Raw genomic sequence first — 14871 nt, forward strand, 5'->3', positions numbered from 1 at the left:
GACACGTGCGTTCCGAGTTCACCGGACGCACTCTGTAGACGTATTTACGTTGACAACAATCTGCACCAAACACGCTTTACCCGCCTTGCCTCCATTCTTGTGTCGTCGAAAGCGTGTAAGGCGAATTATAGGCTTCCCTTTCATTCGATAGAAGTTTCGTTAGTTTGAGGCTGCGACGCGAGGCGGGGAGGTCCTTTGCTATGTAGCTTGGCCTCCCCTTTTTGCACAATTGAGCAGCGTTAGCTTAAGTCGAGAAACTACTAAGACTCGTCTGATTAGTTGTGTGGCAGCGCCTCTTGCTCAAGCGTGACGCACATCTTGGTCCCGTTACGATCTGACTTGATATCCAGTTTGGCACCCAGATGTTTCATTAGGCCAAGGACTATACTACCTCCTAGGCCGGTAGAATTTTCCCCGCTTCTAGTGTTCAGTCGTCCCGGGGCATCGCGCGCCGTGGTTTTTTGGTCGGCTACGCTGCGAGCATCGTAGGGCCACTTACTTCCATCCGGCAATCCAATCCCATTATCCTCTACACAAAGTCTGATCAGCCGTTCATTTCGCTCTAATCGAACGTGAATAAAGCCTTCACTTCTTCCGGAAAAGGCATGTTCAAACGAGTTGGTAAGAAACTCCGTCACAAGGAGGCCAAGCCTCCCGGCTGGATCGACAGGCAATTTTATTGGAGCGCAGTCTAGTTTAAGCTGAATGGAAGGACGGCCGGCTATGTCGCCAAGCACTTTGCAGACCCTCTTGATATAAGCTCCCGCAGCAACTGTTTCCGATCTTCCCGCATGCTCCCCAATCAGCAATTCTTCGTAAAGGAGGGCCAGCGCCTCCACCCGATTACTGAGAGCTAAAAACGACTCCTTGGTAACCGGGCGATTGGCGTGCAGGCGAATTAGGCTCACCACCATAGCCAAATGGTTCTTCACCCGATGCTGAATCTCCTGAAGCATCACTTCAGACGCCGTGATGTGCTCGGGACGCTGCCCCCCACCAGTGCCAATCTGCTCCTCTTCAGGCACTTCACGAAGAATTCCTAAGAAGCCCGTGACTTTTCCTTCACTGTCCTCAATGGGAGTGATGAGAAGGCGGTTGATAAATGTCGATCCGTCGGCCCTGTAATTGAGGAGAGACGTGCTTACATCAGTGCCGTCTCTAAGAGCCTCCCTGATACGCTGCACGTCTTCCTTGGCCGTCAACTCTCCTTGGAGAAAGCGGCAATTACGACCTAGTATTTCAGAATGGTCATACCCTGTTAGCCGGAGGAACCCCTGGTTCGCGAATATGATCGGGTTATCGTCTTGATTGGGGTCGGTAAGGACGACGCCTAAATTAGCTCGCTTGATGCACTCAGCGAGGTCCAGACTTTGGTTGGCCGTATTCGAAGCGCGTTTCCTCTTGATAGCCCGCCCCTTTTCTCGATGAACTATCTAGCAGAGTTACGGAAAAGAGTCATTTAACCGCAACGATTGCGGCATAGTCCGCTCCGGCTAGTTGACCGTTTAGTTAGCGCTGGAGGGTCCTCACCGCCGGACTAGCAAGTGGAACGTTCCTACCTCCTGAGACGTAAGGAATATACGAAACAGGAGGGACCAAATGCGAACAGACAACTACGAAGATAGGAAAGTAGAAGCCGCAATAGTCGGTGCAAGCGAAACGCCCGCTTTGTTGAGCAGAGTTTCTTGGGGTGCGATCATTTCGGGAACTGTAATATCAATCGGCTTGCTTTTTCTATTGGGTTTGCTTGGCTCTGCAATCGGTTTCAGTTCGGTTGATCCGCAGAGCAACGATCCGCTAGGCGGTATTGGTATCGGTGCCGCGATTTGGTGGGCGCTAGCCAGTATCATCTCGCTGGGGGTCGGAGGCTTTGTAGCGGGGCGGTTGTCAGGAATGCCCGACAAGGCATCGTCTACGGCTCATGGCGCTAGCGTGTGGGGCTTGGTTACGATTCTTACGCTCTGGTTTGCCGCAAGCGCAGTCGGCTCCGTTCTAAATACCGCCACTGGCGCCCTCGCGACTGTGATGGAAACGGCAGCGCAGGCCGCGGAGATCGACAGTCTACCCACCGATGAAATTGAGGCTCAAGCGGACGAGATTGCTCGTTCAATTGATCCGTCGGACCGCCAGATGGTGCGCGAACGGGCGACCAGGGTCGCAGACCAGTCCGCCGAAACCTTGTCTATATCGGCCTGGTATGCGTTTTTCGCCTCGCTGCTGTCGCTTCTTGCTGCCGTGTTCGCGGCCGGGGCGGGCGCTCCAAAGCTGCCCGTGGTGACTGGTCGTAAGGAAGTCGAAATTTCCTAGTCCCAGATGCAGTGAGCCTGTCGGGAGTTGCATTGATTGCGGCGTCCGACGGCCTTTCTCGGGAGAACCAACATTCAAAAGTTCAGCATCGCTATTCTCGCTGTTGCCGTCCTTCTCCTACTGGCAGTTCTGGTGTCATTGGCACCTAGTGACATGTGGTTCGTGCGCGCGGTCGATCTGGTGCGCGAACCGATGGCCTATTTCGCAGCCATGTTGCTGATGGCCGCATTCTTCATCAATGACCGAGAACGCCCGCTGGCGATAATTGCGCTCGCAATTGTGATTGGCATCAACGTCTGGCGGATCTGGCCCTATTCGGCCTTTGCGGCGGCGGAGATGGCGATTGGGGACCATGCCACCGACACGGACCGCGTGTGTTTCACAGCCATGTCGGTCAACGTGAAGGTCAAGAATCGGGACTATGATCGGATTAGCACGCAGATCGAGCAGCGCGATCCCGACGTCTTATTCCTTATGGAAACCGACCAAAGGTGGATCAACAACCTAAGCTCGGTCCTGTCGACTTTTCCCAATGTCGTCACTCATGCCCAACCGAAGGCCTTTGGCTTGGTTTTCGCTAGTCGATTGCCCGTTGTGAAAACGAACGTCGTTGAGAATACCTATCGCGACACGCCGACCTTATACGCGACTTTGACGCCCTCCCCCCGCTCGCCCGTCGAATTTATTGGCTTGCACCCCAAGCCACCCTTGCCTGGCTGGAACACCGAACTGCGCGACAAGAATATCGTGAACGCGGCCCTGCAGACCCCGGACCGACTACCCGACGCGATCGTGATGGGGGATTTCAATGATGTTCCCTGGTCTCGGACTACGGAACGATTCAAGGAAACAGGCGGGTGGAAAGACCCACGTGTGGGGCGCGGCACCTATCCCACGTTCCCGGCGAACATCACCTGGCTGGGCTGGCCCCTTGATCAACTGATGGTCAAAGGAAATGTCGCGATCGAAGCCTTCGAAGTCTTACCTGAAAATGGTTCGGACCATCGAGCTGTATTCGCCCGTTTCTGCCACTAGTTCTTTGGACGCACTCGTTTGACTTTAACGAACTTCGTTCAGAACATGAACGGCGAAGAACGGCATCGTCCCCAAGTGAATCGTGTCAGATCCCGGCTCGCCCTATTGCGGCGCATCGGGCACGTCGACCTTTTCAATCTCTTCTCGGTCGAACTCGACATCAGCAAGGCATTCAACCTCAGTGATGGCGCTGTCGTCTCGTGGGATCACAGACAGTTTGCCGTCCGGTTCTAAGATAACCCAATTTGCAGCGGCTGGATCGGTTAGTCCCGCGAAGCGCAAGCGCGACTGAAGCTCTTCTTCAGAAATACGTTCCCGCTTCATTGCATCGCGAAGGAAGACCCCTTTGTGCACTAAAAGGGTCGGATCAGCCTTAAATATGGAGCCTATTTTTGGGTAGAGCACGAAAATTTTCGTCACAACGAATTGACAGGCGCCCAACACGGCCATCGCAACCATCGCCTCGATGATGCTGATATCGCGAAGCAGGATGCCACTTGCTAGTATGCCTCCGGTTGCGACAGCTATAATCCAATCAAAATTGTTCATCTGCGCGGTTGCTCGCTTGCCGAGCACGCGCACCATCACCACGACGAAGATAAACAAAACGATGCCGCCAACCGCGACGTCGGTTAGACGATCCCAATTCAGATCGGAAATGGCGAAGCTGATTGAAGACCCGCTAAGGTGGGTTGTTATTGAGCAGAGCGCCATATGCGGCCAATGAAGAATTGGTCCAAACGTTCCTTGCCAACGAGCTGCTTCTTCCGTCGACAATTAGATACTCGCTCAGGTATTCTGATTTTTTCGACCGCATTGGGTAGTTCGCAGACAGGCCAGTAACAGGCCGCGCAAGGTGATCGCACCTCACGGCCACCTGTGCACGAAGACTGCAATATATGTTATGATACCATTCTGCATCTTAAGAGATCTAGGAGGGGAACATGTTTAGCCTGGCCGTCGCATTACTCTCGTTCGCGAACCTGCACGATCATCATGAAGATCGTCTGAAGCTTCAGCGCGGCAAGGCAGGAAACACACTCGTCGTGTCCGGCCCTACAGGCGGGCCTTACGACCGAATTGGACCCCAATTCGAGTTGAATGTAGATGCGCGGCTTCCAGGTGAGCCGAACAATCCGATCGAAAATCGTGGCATGACGTTGTTCTACGACGGCAAAGCGGTGGCTAGCGCCACGATAGGCGGCGGGTGGCATCACTTTAGAGTGCAGGTGCCGCACACAACGCTGGTGCGGTTTGGGTCAGGATATGAGGTTGATCCGGTAGCCGAGTGCAATAAGGCCTTTGCGACGGCGTCCGAGGAAGGGAAGACCCATATGCGGCGCAACGGCGACTATCTTGAAGGCGATTATGGCTATCGTGTCACGGGCGTTCAACATTGGGTCGTCAACAAGTCGAAAATGTTTGAAGAATGGGAGGACAAGAGGTTTACGGATAGCGAGAATATCCCGATCATTATTCGCTGCGAACCGATAGGCGGCGGTCAGCAGGTCATGAAGATCGCGCCACTAGTAAAGAACGCGACGTTGCGTGCACAGCTTGTCGGCGAAGAAGAACATGCCGGACAGCTGTGTCCTGACAAAGTGCGACTTTACGGTCGGGTCGAGACCGGACGAAAGGGTGATTTATGGGCCCTCATGCGTGGGACCAACTACCTAAGTCCTCGGCGATCGTTGCAGAACCCAGGAAATGTCACGCGATCAGTCACCGAGACCTACGATATTCGGTGGGCGCCGCGCACGGATCAAATTGCAGGAAGTGAGGGCAAAGCACCGCTTATGTCGAGAGATCTCGCGTTCGATCTCAACGTTGCTGATGCCAACAATCGTCACGTCGCTCGTGCAAGCGCGAAAATCACTGCAGCATGCAAGCTTGCCCCGAAGAGAGTTCGTATCCAGCTGCCGTCTAAAGCGGACTGATATGGCGACGCGGTAGGTCACGCCGCTCAGCGATGCGAACACAAACTGGAGGATCCATGGCCGCCGCGATGAAAGAGAATCTCAGGCTTGGCCTGGCAACGACCCTGTGCGTGATCGGTGCCTTCTGGTGGACCATAGAGGACTATCAGAAGGACAGGGTGGCGACCCTCGTCGTCCAATCGACCATCGGCCTGATCGAAACCGACGCAAAATCCGACGCTATCGAAGGAATGGTAGCGGAGGAGGGACTTGAACCCCCGACACGCGGATTATGATTCCGCTGCTCTAACCAGCTGAGCTACTCCGCCCCATGCCATGAGGCGCGCCGGACAAGCGGCGCTGCGGGGCGTGCCTATAGGGCGGCTTTCCAAACCGGTCAACGCCGAAAGGAACTGCTTGTGCTCACCGCCGTTGCACCTTCGAACATCCGTTTTTCGAAAGCAGGGCCATGGAATTCTCGACCCCACTCGACATGTTGTGCCGCATCATCTTTCGCGCCCGCGAATATGAAGCGCAGATCCCGACCAACTATGACGAGGACGAATCGCCCGACAATGTCGACGGAGACGATGAGGACGAGGCCTTCTCCGTCCTCGACGACGACATCAACACGTCTGTCGAGGAGGAGCTGGTCGGTACGCTCGAGGACCTTGCCGACGACCAGATCGCCGAAGTGTACGCGCTCGCGCTGATCGGGCGCGGCGACTACGAGGCAGCCGACTGGGACGAGGCGATCGAGGCGGCGGGCGAGGAAGGCGACATTCCCGAACAGATTCTCGAAATGCCGATGTTCGCCTCTTTGCTCGAAAGCGGGATGGCGGCCTTCGACCTCGACTGCGACGGGGTCGGCACGCTGACCTAGCGCGCGCTGCCGCGACCGCGAAAATTCCAGCGGCCGATCGGCTCCCACGGGCCATCCATGTAGCGATGCAAGGCCAGCCCCGCGATCTCCAGCGGTCGCGGCTCGAAGCTGCGCTCGAGTTCAGTCTTGAGCGCCTTGGCGACCTTGGATTCGACCTTGTTCTGGATGGTGATGTGGGGGCGCCAGCCCTGATTGTCCTGCGCGGTCAACGCGCCGTGAAAATGCTCGGCGATGAGTTGGCGTAAGGCCTCGAGATCGTCCGAGCGGATGCGAAAGGCGACACCCCTGCCCAGCGACATGACTTCGGACAGCTTGGCATCGGGTTTGCGATGATGCGCCGCTAGCTGGGATAGCAGGGCCTTCGCCTCCGCCTCGAGCGAGGGCGGGAGGGCATGGAACAGTGTCAGATGCGCCTTGAGAAAATTGCGCTCTGGCGGGAAATGCTCGCGGCGTAGGCCGTCTAGTCGCGACAGGTCGCGCGCGCCCAGCATGGCAGTGACGATCAATGCTCCGGCCATTCGCTCTCCAATCCCCGCCATCCGTCGAAGCGACGGGACAAAGCCTGTCCAGCCGTCTATGAGGCGCGGCGAATCAAACGTTCATCGGAGAGGATGTTCCATGCGCATCGGTGTGCCCAAGGAAATCAAGAATCACGAATATCGCGTCGGGTTGACGCCCAGCTCGGTCGCCGAACTGGTCAATCACGGGCACGAAGTCTTCGTCGAGACCAAGGCGGGCTGCGGCATCGACTTCGACGATGATCACTACCGCCGCATCGGTGCGACCATCCTCGATAGTGCGCAGGACGTGTTCGACACGGCCGAGATGATCGTAAAGGTGAAGGAGCCTCAGCCAAGCGAAATCGCAATGCTGAAGCCGCACCACACGCTCTACACCTACCTTCACCTCGCCGCCGACAAGCCGCAGACCGAGGGCCTGATGAAGTCGGGCGCGACCTGCATCGCCTACGAGACCGTCACGAGCCCGGCCAACACGCTCCCGCTGCTGAAGCCGATGAGCGAAGTCGCGGGCCGCATGTCAGTGCACGTCGGCCAGCACTATCTTGAAAAAGAACAGGGCGGTCGCGGCGTTCTCCTTGGCGGGGTTCCGGGCGTGAACCCTGGCAAGGTCGCGATCTTCGGCGGCGGCGTCGCGGGCATCAACGCGGCGATGATGGCGACCGGCCTGCGCGCCGATGTCACTATCTACGACATCAACCCCGACCGTCTTGCCGAGCTCGACCTGCACTTCGGGTCGACCATTAAAACGCAATATGCGTCGAAACCCGCGATCGAGCGCGCGGTGGCCGAGAGCCACCTCGTCATTGGCGCGGTGCTGGTGCCGGGCGCCGCCGCGCCCAAGCTGGTCACGCGCGAGATGCTATCGACCATGAAGCGCGGCAGCGTGCTAGTCGACATCGCGATCGACCAGGGCGGATGCTTCGAGACCTCGAAGGCGACCACGCATGACGATCCGGTCTACGAGGTCGACGGCATCATTCACTATTGTGTGGCAAACATGCCCGGCGCGGTGGCGCGTACGAGCACCTTCGCGCTCAACAATGCGACGCTGCCCGGTGCGGTGCAGATCGCAAACCTCGGGCCCGAGGAGGCGATGCGCCGCGATCCGCACCTCGCCAACGGGCTCAACGTTTCGGACGGCAAGGTGCGTCACAAGGCGGTCGCCGACACGTTCGACGATATCGATTACGTTCCGGTCGGCTCCTGACCCTCGGTCAGCGCCAGCCCGCCCTCGATAAATTCGCGCCACGGCGCTTCGGCTGGCGTTTCTTTCAGGAGCGCCAGCCAATCTTCGCGCGCGCCCTCCGCATCGCCCGAGCGTAGCTTGGCGAGCGCGTAGAAGAAGCGCGGGCCGGGATGGTCGGGCGCCAGGCCGACCGCACGTTCGTAGGCGAGCTGCGCGGCGGGTGTCAGCGTCCCGGCATCGTCGACCAGCGCGTTGGCATAGCCGGTCCACAGCGCGAAATTGCGCGGGTTCTCGCGCACTGCCGAGCCGAGGATGCCCGCGGCCATGCGCGTCTTGCCGCGCGCAGCGAAGGCTTCGGCCATGTTGAACCAGCGATCGCTAGCCTGGAATTGTCCAAAGAAGACGGTGCGCGCGCCGGTCAGCGGGAGCGGCGGCTGGCTCTCTGCAGTGACGCGCGGGTCGGCGGGGAGGCCGGGTCGACCGAACAGGGCATAGCCTGCCCCGCCCAGCATTAACGCCGCGGCCACCAGCGTCAGGCGCGGGCCGCGAATGCCTGCCAGCCAGAAGATGCCGAGCAGGAGCAGGACGATGCCCAGCAGGATGAGGAAGCCCGTCATTCTCCGCTCTTCCTGCGAAAACGGCCGCGCACGAGGAAGAGGCCGAGCGCAAGCAATAGCAGCGGGGCGAGGAAAAGCGGCCACAGCAGCGGGTTGCTGGTCGTGGGTTTGTAGCTGACCCAGTCGCCGTAGCGCTCGATCAGGTAAGTCCTTATTTCTTCGGGACTTTCACCCGCTTCGATGCGCGTGCGGACGAGGTGGCGCATATCGCCGGCCATGTCGGCGTCGCTGTCGGCGATCGACTGGCCCTGGCAGACGAGGCAGCGCAATTCTTCCATCAGCGCGGCGGCCTCGGCTTCCTTAGCCGGGTCCTCGAGCTGGGTGTTGGCGAGCGGCGCGGAGGCGAGCGCGGCGGCAAGAAGCCAGATCATTGGACCGCCTCCCATTCCGCCAAGATCACCTCGACATCGGCAGGCATGATCGGGCCCTGGTGGTGATAGGTGATGACGCCGTTGCGATCGACGATGAAGCTTTCCGGGACGCCCGAGGCGCCAAAGGCGATCATCGCCGCGCTGTCGGGATCGGTGCCAATGGCCGCGAACGGGTCGCCATGGCGGTCGAGGAAATCGCGCACCGCCCCGGGCGTGTCGCGCACGGCGATGGCGTCGATCGTCACGCCGCGCGCCGCGAGCGCGTCGAGCAGGGGCGCCTCGGCGATGCAGGGAATGCACCAGCTGCCGAACAGGTTGACCATGCGCGGACCCTCGAGCGAGGCGCTGGAGAGGCCGGGGCGATCCTCGAACATCGGCTCGAGCGCGAATTCGGGGACAGGCTGGCCGACCAGCTGGCTGCGCACGCGTTCTTCGCCCGGCACTGCGAGGCGCCACGCGGCGATGGCGACGATGACGAGCAGGACGATGAGGGGGAGGAAGCGTTTTACCATGCGCCCGGCTCCTTGATACGCTTGGCGCGTCGGCGCTCGCCCAGCGTCCGCCCAATGAGCGCCACGAGGCCGCCTAGCGCGACGAGGAGACCGCCGAGCCAGATGAGCGTCACGAAGGGCTTCCACCACAGGCGCAGCTGCCAACCCTCATTCTCGCTCCCCTCGCCCAGCACCGCGTAGAGCTGTCCGTCCCAGCGACTCGCAAGCGCGGCTTCGCTGGTCACGGTGGGCGGCGAGGTGAAGGCGCGCGACTGCGGCTTGAGCACCTCGACCCCGTCACCGCGGCTGGCGAGCAGGGTCGCCTGCACCGCAGTCCAGTTGTCGCCAACGACCGGCTCGACGCTTTCGTAGCGGATGGTCCAGGGGCCGACCTCGACCTGTTCTCCGGGCAAGGCGCGCACGAGACGCTCCTGCGTGAACGAGGCCTCCGACGCCATTCCGGCGAGCGCGAAGGCAAGCCCTGCATGCGCGATCACCATCCCCCATAAAGAGAGCGGCGTGCGGCGCAGGTTGCGCCCGACCAACGGCGCGAGGCTGGCGACGAACAGGCCCGGCGCGATGGCCAGCCCGAGCCGCGACAGCCAGCTCATCTCGAGCCCGAGCACCAGCGTGCCCGCAAGCGTGGCGGCGGAGACGAGCGCGGCGATCGACACCGACTTCGGAATGGGCCTGCGGTCGCGGCGCCAGCGCAGCATCGGGCCGATGAACAGGAGCAGCGCCAGGAGCAGCGCGAAGGGTCCGATGACGAGATTGAAATAAGGCGGGCCGACCGACACGCGGCTGCCGAGTGCCTCGGCGACGACAGGGTAGAGCGTGCCGATGAAGACCAGCGCCAGGATGATCGACAGCAGCAAATTGTTGGCGACCAGCGCGCCCTCGCGGCTCTTGTAATCGAACCGTTCGCCTTCCTTGACGGTCGCGATGGTCATGCCGAACAGGGTCAGCGCTCCGCCGACATAGATGGCGAGCAAGGCGAGGATGTAGCTGCCCCGCGTCGGATCGACCGCGAAGGCATGAACCGAAGTGAGGATGCCTGATCGCACGAGGAAGGTGCCGACCATCGACATGGAAAAGGCGACCAGCGCGAGCATCATCGTCCACGCCATAAGCGCCCCGCGCGCGGCGAGCACGCCGACCGAATGGAGCAAGGCGGTCGCTGCAAGCCACGGCATGAGCGAGGCGTTTTCGACCGGGTCCCAGAACCAGTAGCCGCCCCAGCCAAGCTCGTAATAGGCCCAGTAGCTGCCCGCGACGATGCCCGCGGTGAGGAACACCCAGCTGCCCAAGACCCAGGGGCGCATGGCACGTCCGAGCGCCGGCCCGACCTGCCGCGTGATCATGCCCGCGATGGCGATGGAAAAGGCGACCGAGAGGCCGACATAGCCGAGGTAGAGGGTCGGCGGATGAAAGGCGAGGCCCGGGTCCTGCAGCAACGGATTGAGCCCCCTGCCCTCGATCGCCGAGGGGTTGAGCCGCTCGAACGGGTTGGAGGCGAGCAACAGGAAGGTGAAAAAGCCGAGCCCGAGCGCTGCCTGTGCGCCAAGCGTTGCCGAAAGCACGCGCCCATCGAGCCGCCGCGCGAGCCAGGCCAGCGCCCCGCCCGAAAGCGACAGCACCATGACCCAAAGGAGCATCGAGCCTTCGTGATTGCCCCATGCGCCGGAGACCTTGTAGAGCATCGGCTTGGCACTGTGCGAATGCGCGGCGACCAGCTTCACCGACATGTCCGACTGAACGAAAACGGTGATCAGGCAGGCGAAGGCGAAGACCGCGAGTAGGCCCTGCGCCATGGCGATGCCGCGCATGGCCCTGAGGCGTCCGAGACTATGGGTGAGCCGCCAGTCGACGACCGCGAAGCCCAGCTGCGCAAGGCACAGGGCAGCGGCGAGCCACAGGGCGACGTGGCCGGCTTCCGCGATCACGGCGCCACCGTCTCCTGCGTCGCGTCGAGGTCGCCCAGCTCGGGCGGCATGTAGCGCTCGTCATGCTTGGCGAGGATCTTGTCGGCGTCGAAGTTGCGATCGCGCGTCACGCGCCCTTCGGCAACCACCCCGCTGCCCTCGCGAAACAGGTCGGGCACGATACCGGTGAAGGTCACTACGACTTCATGCTCGAGATCTTCGACCGTGAAACGAGTAGTGACGCCGTCATCTAGTTTCTCGATCGAACCTTGCTCGACCATCCCGCCGAGCCGCAGCGGCTGGTCGGGCGCATAGTCGGTGGTCGCAATATCGGTCGGGGTGACGAAGTAGGCAGCGCGGTCCTGCAAGCCCCAGAGGGCGAGCCCGGAGGCCGCGGCAATCGCGAGCAATGCGGCCATGGCGAGCAGCAGGCGCTGGTTCTTGGGTCGCATCATCATGGGCGGCGCAGCGCCTCGACGTCGGCTTCGGCCTTGCGCATGGCGAGAAAGCTCAGGACGACGAGCCCTGCAGTCGCGACCAGCGTGACCGAATAGGCGGCGATAACAAACGGCCAGGGGTTCATTCGTCGCCCTCCGCCTGCCGCCGCAGCCGCGCCTCGAGCTTGGTGCGCGCCAGCTCGGTTCGCATGCGCATTAGCACCACGCTTGCGAACAGCAAGGTGAAGCCGATCAGCGAGAAGAGCAGCGGCCAGCCCATCGACGGGTCGATCGTATTCTTGCCCTGGATGATCGAGATGGACGCGCCCTGATGGAGCGTGTTCCACCACACGACCGAATAATGGATGATCGGGATGTTGACCGCACCGACGATACCGAAAATGGCGCTGATCCGCCCTTCGTTGCCGGGTCCGCGTTCCTTTTCCGCGCTGCTCAGTGCGATATAGGCGAGGTAGAGGAAAAACAGCACCAGCATCGAGGTCAGCCGCCCGTCCCATTCCCACCAGGTGCCCCAGGTCGGGCGGCCCCAGATCGAACCGGTGACGAGGCACAAGGCGGCGAAGGTCGCGCCGACGGGCGCAAGCGCGCGGGCGGCGACGCCGGCAAGCGGGTGGCGCCAGACCAGCTGCATCAGCGACGCGATGGCAATACCCGTCCACGCCCCCATGCCGAGCCAGGCCGACGGCAGGTGAATGTAGAGAATGCGCGCGCTGTCACCTTGCAGATAGTCGGGCGGCGCGAAGAACAGGCCCCAGACGAGACCGACCGTTATTGCCGCGAGACCGAGCATCAGCGTCCACCCGGTGAGCGGACGCGCATAATTCAGGAATCGGGCGGGGTTGGCGAAACGGTGCATCGGCTTCGCTGTTAGCCGCTATCGGGTGGTGCTGCCAGTCTTAGCCGCGACCGATCAGCCGCTGGGCCATCGCGTCGGCAACCGCGGCCGGATCGCGCCCGCTCGCTTCGCTTTCGTCCCAGATCTGGTCGAGACGCGTCGGGATCGCCTCGATGCGCTGGCGCACGAGGTCGGCGCCGCCATCCTTCAGATATTCGGTCGAGACGTTGATAATGCCGCCGGCGTTGATGACGTAGTCGGGGCAGTAGAGGATGTCGCGCGCCTGCAGGCGCTTTCCGTCGTCGCGGGTGGCGAGCTGGTTGTTGGCCGCGCCGGCAATGATGCCCGTGTTGAGCTTGGCGATGCTGTCCTCGGTGAGGATGGCGCCGAGCGCGCAGGGGCTGACCACGTCGGCCTCGATGAACAGAATATCGGCCGGATCGACGATCGTCGCGCCGGTTTCGGCGGCGAGCGCCTCGACACGGTCGGTGGCAACGTCGGCGATCGACAGGCGAGCGTCCTCGTCGGCGCAATGGCGCGCCAGGTGGCTGGCCACGCTGCCTGCGCCCTGGATCGCGATGTGCAGGCCGTCGAGATTGTCCTTGCCGAGCTTGCGCTTCACCGCGGCCTTGAGGCCGAGGAAGACGCCAAGCGCCGTATGCGGCCCGGGATCGCCGCCGACTTCGGCGCCGTCTTCGACCGGCAGGCCAGCGACGTAATCCGTATGCTCGGAAATCGCGATCATGTCCTCGACGGTCATGCCGACATCTTCGGCGGTGACGTAATTGCCGCCCAGGCGGTCGACCGCACGCGCGAAGGCGGCGATCATTTCGGGCGTCTTGGTCTTGTTCTCGTCGGCGAGGATGACCGTCTTGCCACCACCCAGCGGAAGGCCGGCCATGGCATTCTTGTAGCTCATCCCGCGCGACAGGCGCAGCGCATCGGTGACCGCATCGGCATGGTTGGCATAGTGCCAGAAACGCGTGCCGCCGGCCGCCGGGCCGAGGTGGGTCGAGTGCATCGCGATGACGGCTTTCAGGCCGGTCGGTTCGTCGGTGACAATGTGAACGGCCTCGTGGCCGTCAAAATCCGGCAAGCTCCACAGCGTATCCATTGATGCCCTCTGTCGTGCGCAAAAAACTGGGGCGATCGACGGGACTTGAACCCGCGACCCCCGGTACCACAAACCGGTGCTCTAACCAGCTGAGCTACGATCGCCATATGTGCCGCCCAGCACCATCTGGCGGGCGTGCGCCGCGCTCCTTAGGCGGGCATTGCCGAGGATGCAAGCACAGTGTCGATCCGTGACGAAATTGCACCGGATCGAACTTTCCAGTGTCGGGAACACGTCACAGGTTGAAATCCTGTCACAAGACTGTAACGATTCCGGACCGATTGTCATAGCGTAATCATATGATCTGTGTTAACTTAGCAAAATCGCAGGGGAGCGAGTCCCGTGAAGGGCGGTACCAGATTGCCGCCTGAGGGGACGCAGGCCGAGCGCGACCGAATGAAGGGCACGGCCCAGGATGTTCGGACGGGTGCAATGCGCGCAGCCTTCGATAGAATTTGGATTAGGAACGATGACCGAATTATTTGACACTCTGAAGCGTAGCGGGCTTTCGGATGCTGCCGCGCGTGCCCTCGCCAATATCCCGCACAAGGTCGTCCGGGTCGAAACGCGTCGCCCCTTCCGCGACTATGGACATGAACGCAACGAAGTCATGTTCGTGAAGTCCGGGCTGATCGCCAAGTTCAAGCCCGACGGAAATGGCCGCCGACAGATCGTGTCGCTGCGCTTTCCCGGCGAAGGCCTGCTTCCGTCGCCGTCGATGGGTCCCGCGCCCTATGGCATCCAGGCCATCACCACCGCGGAAGTCCTGGTCGGAAAGGCCGAAGACCTCGACGCGATCATCGACAAGCATCCGGAAATTGCACGTCTCTTCTACACGCTGGTTCAGCAGCAGGAGGAGATTGGCTATGAATGGCTGGTCAGCAACGGACGGCGCGATTCGCTCGCCCGGGTCGCGCATCTCCTGTGCGAAACGGCGCAGCGGATGCATGTGAAGTTCGAAGAAGGCCCGCTGCACAACCCCTTCACGCAACAGCAGATCGCCGACATCACCGGCCAGACCTCGGTCAACGTGAACCGCGTGTTCGCCGAGCTCGAGCGTCGCGGGATCATCCGCCGCGAAGGCCGCAAGATCTTTGCCGACGAACCCGAGGATCTGCGCCAGATCGGCTCGTTCCATCCGGGCTACCTGCACCAGTCGAAGAAGCAGGAACCGGTCTCTTAGGATCGAATTTCAAGAGGAAAATGCGGCGGGAC

General features: G+C 61.2%; 17 protein-coding genes and 2 tRNA genes. 6 read left to right on the plus strand and 13 right to left on the minus strand.

The window, feature by feature from the left end; all coding sequences use genetic code 11:
- Positions 1–275 precede the first annotated feature (275 nt).
- The gene (locus KTQ36_RS07955) at positions 276–1433 is read right to left on the minus strand and encodes a PAS domain-containing protein (RefSeq protein ID WP_345777716.1); all 1158 of its coding nucleotides are present in this window, start codon (positions 1431–1433) and stop codon (positions 276–278) included.
- 166 nt (positions 1434–1599) lie between these two features.
- Here KTQ36_RS07955 and KTQ36_RS07960 point away from each other — a divergent pair, with 166 nt between their 5' ends.
- Both KTQ36_RS07960 and KTQ36_RS07965 read left to right on the plus strand, forming a co-directional pair.
- The gene (locus KTQ36_RS07960; RefSeq protein WP_218633153.1) at positions 1600–2307 is read left to right on the plus strand and encodes a hypothetical protein; all 708 of its coding nucleotides are present in this window, start codon (positions 1600–1602) and stop codon (positions 2305–2307) included.
- A 36-nt stretch (positions 2308–2343) separates the two neighbouring features.
- Positions 2344–3342: an endonuclease/exonuclease/phosphatase family protein gene (locus KTQ36_RS07965; protein WP_218633154.1), complete on the plus strand. Its 999-nt coding sequence runs from the start codon at positions 2344–2346 to the stop codon at positions 3340–3342.
- A gap of 102 nt (positions 3343–3444) precedes the next feature.
- Here the strand turns inward: KTQ36_RS07965 and KTQ36_RS07970 are convergent, their stop codons facing one another.
- Complete coding sequence (locus KTQ36_RS07970; protein WP_255554438.1) at positions 3445–4119, minus strand: DUF421 domain-containing protein; 675 nt, start codon at positions 4117–4119, stop codon at positions 3445–3447.
- A gap of 167 nt (positions 4120–4286) precedes the next feature.
- On the opposite strand from KTQ36_RS07970, the gene KTQ36_RS07975 reads away from it, so the two are divergent.
- Positions 4287–5279 carry a hypothetical protein gene (locus KTQ36_RS07975; RefSeq protein ID WP_218633155.1) on the plus strand — a complete coding sequence of 331 codons (993 nt, stop codon included), beginning with the start codon at positions 4287–4289 and terminating at the stop codon, positions 5277–5279.
- Between the two features lie 231 nt (positions 5280–5510).
- On the opposite strand, the gene KTQ36_RS07980 is transcribed toward KTQ36_RS07975, so the two are convergent.
- Positions 5511–5587, minus strand: a tRNA-Met gene (locus KTQ36_RS07980).
- A gap of 140 nt (positions 5588–5727) precedes the next feature.
- Here KTQ36_RS07980 and KTQ36_RS07985 point away from each other — a divergent pair.
- The gene (locus tag KTQ36_RS07985) at positions 5728–6141 is read left to right on the plus strand and encodes a DUF3775 domain-containing protein (protein WP_218633156.1); all 414 of its coding nucleotides are present in this window, start codon (positions 5728–5730) and stop codon (positions 6139–6141) included.
- On the opposite strand, the gene KTQ36_RS07990 is transcribed toward KTQ36_RS07985, so the two are convergent.
- A complete protein-coding gene (locus tag KTQ36_RS07990; RefSeq protein WP_218633157.1) occupies positions 6138–6659 on the minus strand; it encodes a 2'-5' RNA ligase family protein in 522 nt (173 codons plus the stop codon). The two genes, KTQ36_RS07985 and KTQ36_RS07990, sit on opposite strands and share 4 nt — an antisense overlap.
- Before the next feature lie 100 nt (positions 6660–6759).
- Between KTQ36_RS07990 and ald the strand changes: the two genes are divergently transcribed.
- On the plus strand, positions 6760–7869 hold the full coding sequence (gene ald / locus KTQ36_RS07995) for an alanine dehydrogenase (protein WP_218633158.1): 1110 nt from the start codon (positions 6760–6762) through the stop codon (positions 7867–7869).
- Here ald and KTQ36_RS08000 read toward each other — a convergent pair.
- The 9 genes from KTQ36_RS08000 to KTQ36_RS08040 all read right to left on the minus strand — a co-directional run bounded on the left by KTQ36_RS08000 (position 7848) and on the right by KTQ36_RS08040 (position 13760).
- Positions 7848–8465: a tetratricopeptide repeat protein gene (locus KTQ36_RS08000; RefSeq protein ID WP_218633159.1), complete on the minus strand. Its 618-nt coding sequence runs from the start codon at positions 8463–8465 to the stop codon at positions 7848–7850. The two genes, ald and KTQ36_RS08000, sit on opposite strands and share 22 nt — an antisense overlap.
- Positions 8462–8836 carry a cytochrome c-type biogenesis protein gene (locus tag KTQ36_RS08005; RefSeq protein ID WP_345777689.1) on the minus strand — a complete coding sequence of 125 codons (375 nt, stop codon included), beginning with the start codon at positions 8834–8836 and terminating at the stop codon, positions 8462–8464. Before KTQ36_RS08005 ends, KTQ36_RS08000 begins: the two co-directional genes overlap by 4 nt.
- The gene (locus KTQ36_RS08010; protein ID WP_218633161.1) at positions 8833–9348 is read right to left on the minus strand and encodes a redoxin family protein; all 516 of its coding nucleotides are present in this window, start codon (positions 9346–9348) and stop codon (positions 8833–8835) included. The genes KTQ36_RS08005 and KTQ36_RS08010 overlap by 4 nt, the downstream gene beginning before the upstream one ends.
- Positions 9342–11270 (minus strand): heme lyase CcmF/NrfE family subunit, encoded by a 1929-nt coding sequence (locus tag KTQ36_RS08015; RefSeq protein ID WP_218633162.1) that lies wholly within the window; start codon positions 11268–11270, stop codon positions 9342–9344. The genes KTQ36_RS08010 and KTQ36_RS08015 overlap by 7 nt, the downstream gene beginning before the upstream one ends.
- Positions 11267–11701, minus strand: a complete 435-nt coding sequence (gene ccmE, locus KTQ36_RS08020) for a cytochrome c maturation protein CcmE (protein WP_218633882.1) — start codon at positions 11699–11701, stop codon at positions 11267–11269. The genes KTQ36_RS08015 and ccmE overlap by 4 nt, the downstream gene beginning before the upstream one ends.
- Positions 11702–11703: 2 nt before the next feature.
- Positions 11704–11832, minus strand: a complete 129-nt coding sequence (locus KTQ36_RS08025; protein ID WP_218633163.1) for a heme exporter protein CcmD — start codon at positions 11830–11832, stop codon at positions 11704–11706.
- On the minus strand, positions 11829–12563 hold the full coding sequence (locus KTQ36_RS08030; RefSeq protein ID WP_218633164.1) for a heme ABC transporter permease: 735 nt from the start codon (positions 12561–12563) through the stop codon (positions 11829–11831). The genes KTQ36_RS08025 and KTQ36_RS08030 overlap by 4 nt, the downstream gene beginning before the upstream one ends.
- Before the next feature lie 40 nt (positions 12564–12603).
- Positions 12604–13656, minus strand: coding sequence for a Glu/Leu/Phe/Val dehydrogenase dimerization domain-containing protein (locus tag KTQ36_RS08035; protein ID WP_218633165.1), 1053 nt, complete (start codon positions 13654–13656; stop codon positions 12604–12606).
- 27 nt (positions 13657–13683) lie between these two features.
- Positions 13684–13760 (minus strand) — tRNA-His (locus tag KTQ36_RS08040).
- Between the two features lie 365 nt (positions 13761–14125).
- Here KTQ36_RS08040 and KTQ36_RS08045 point away from each other — a divergent pair.
- Positions 14126–14839, plus strand: a complete 714-nt coding sequence (locus KTQ36_RS08045; protein WP_218633166.1) for a Crp/Fnr family transcriptional regulator — start codon at positions 14126–14128, stop codon at positions 14837–14839.
- Positions 14840–14871 lie beyond the last annotated feature (32 nt).

The sequence above is a fragment of the Sphingomicrobium clamense genome (genome assembly GCF_019264355.1).
In the GTDB taxonomy this organism is placed as follows: domain Bacteria; phylum Pseudomonadota; class Alphaproteobacteria; order Sphingomonadales; family Sphingomonadaceae; genus Sphingomicrobium; species Sphingomicrobium clamense.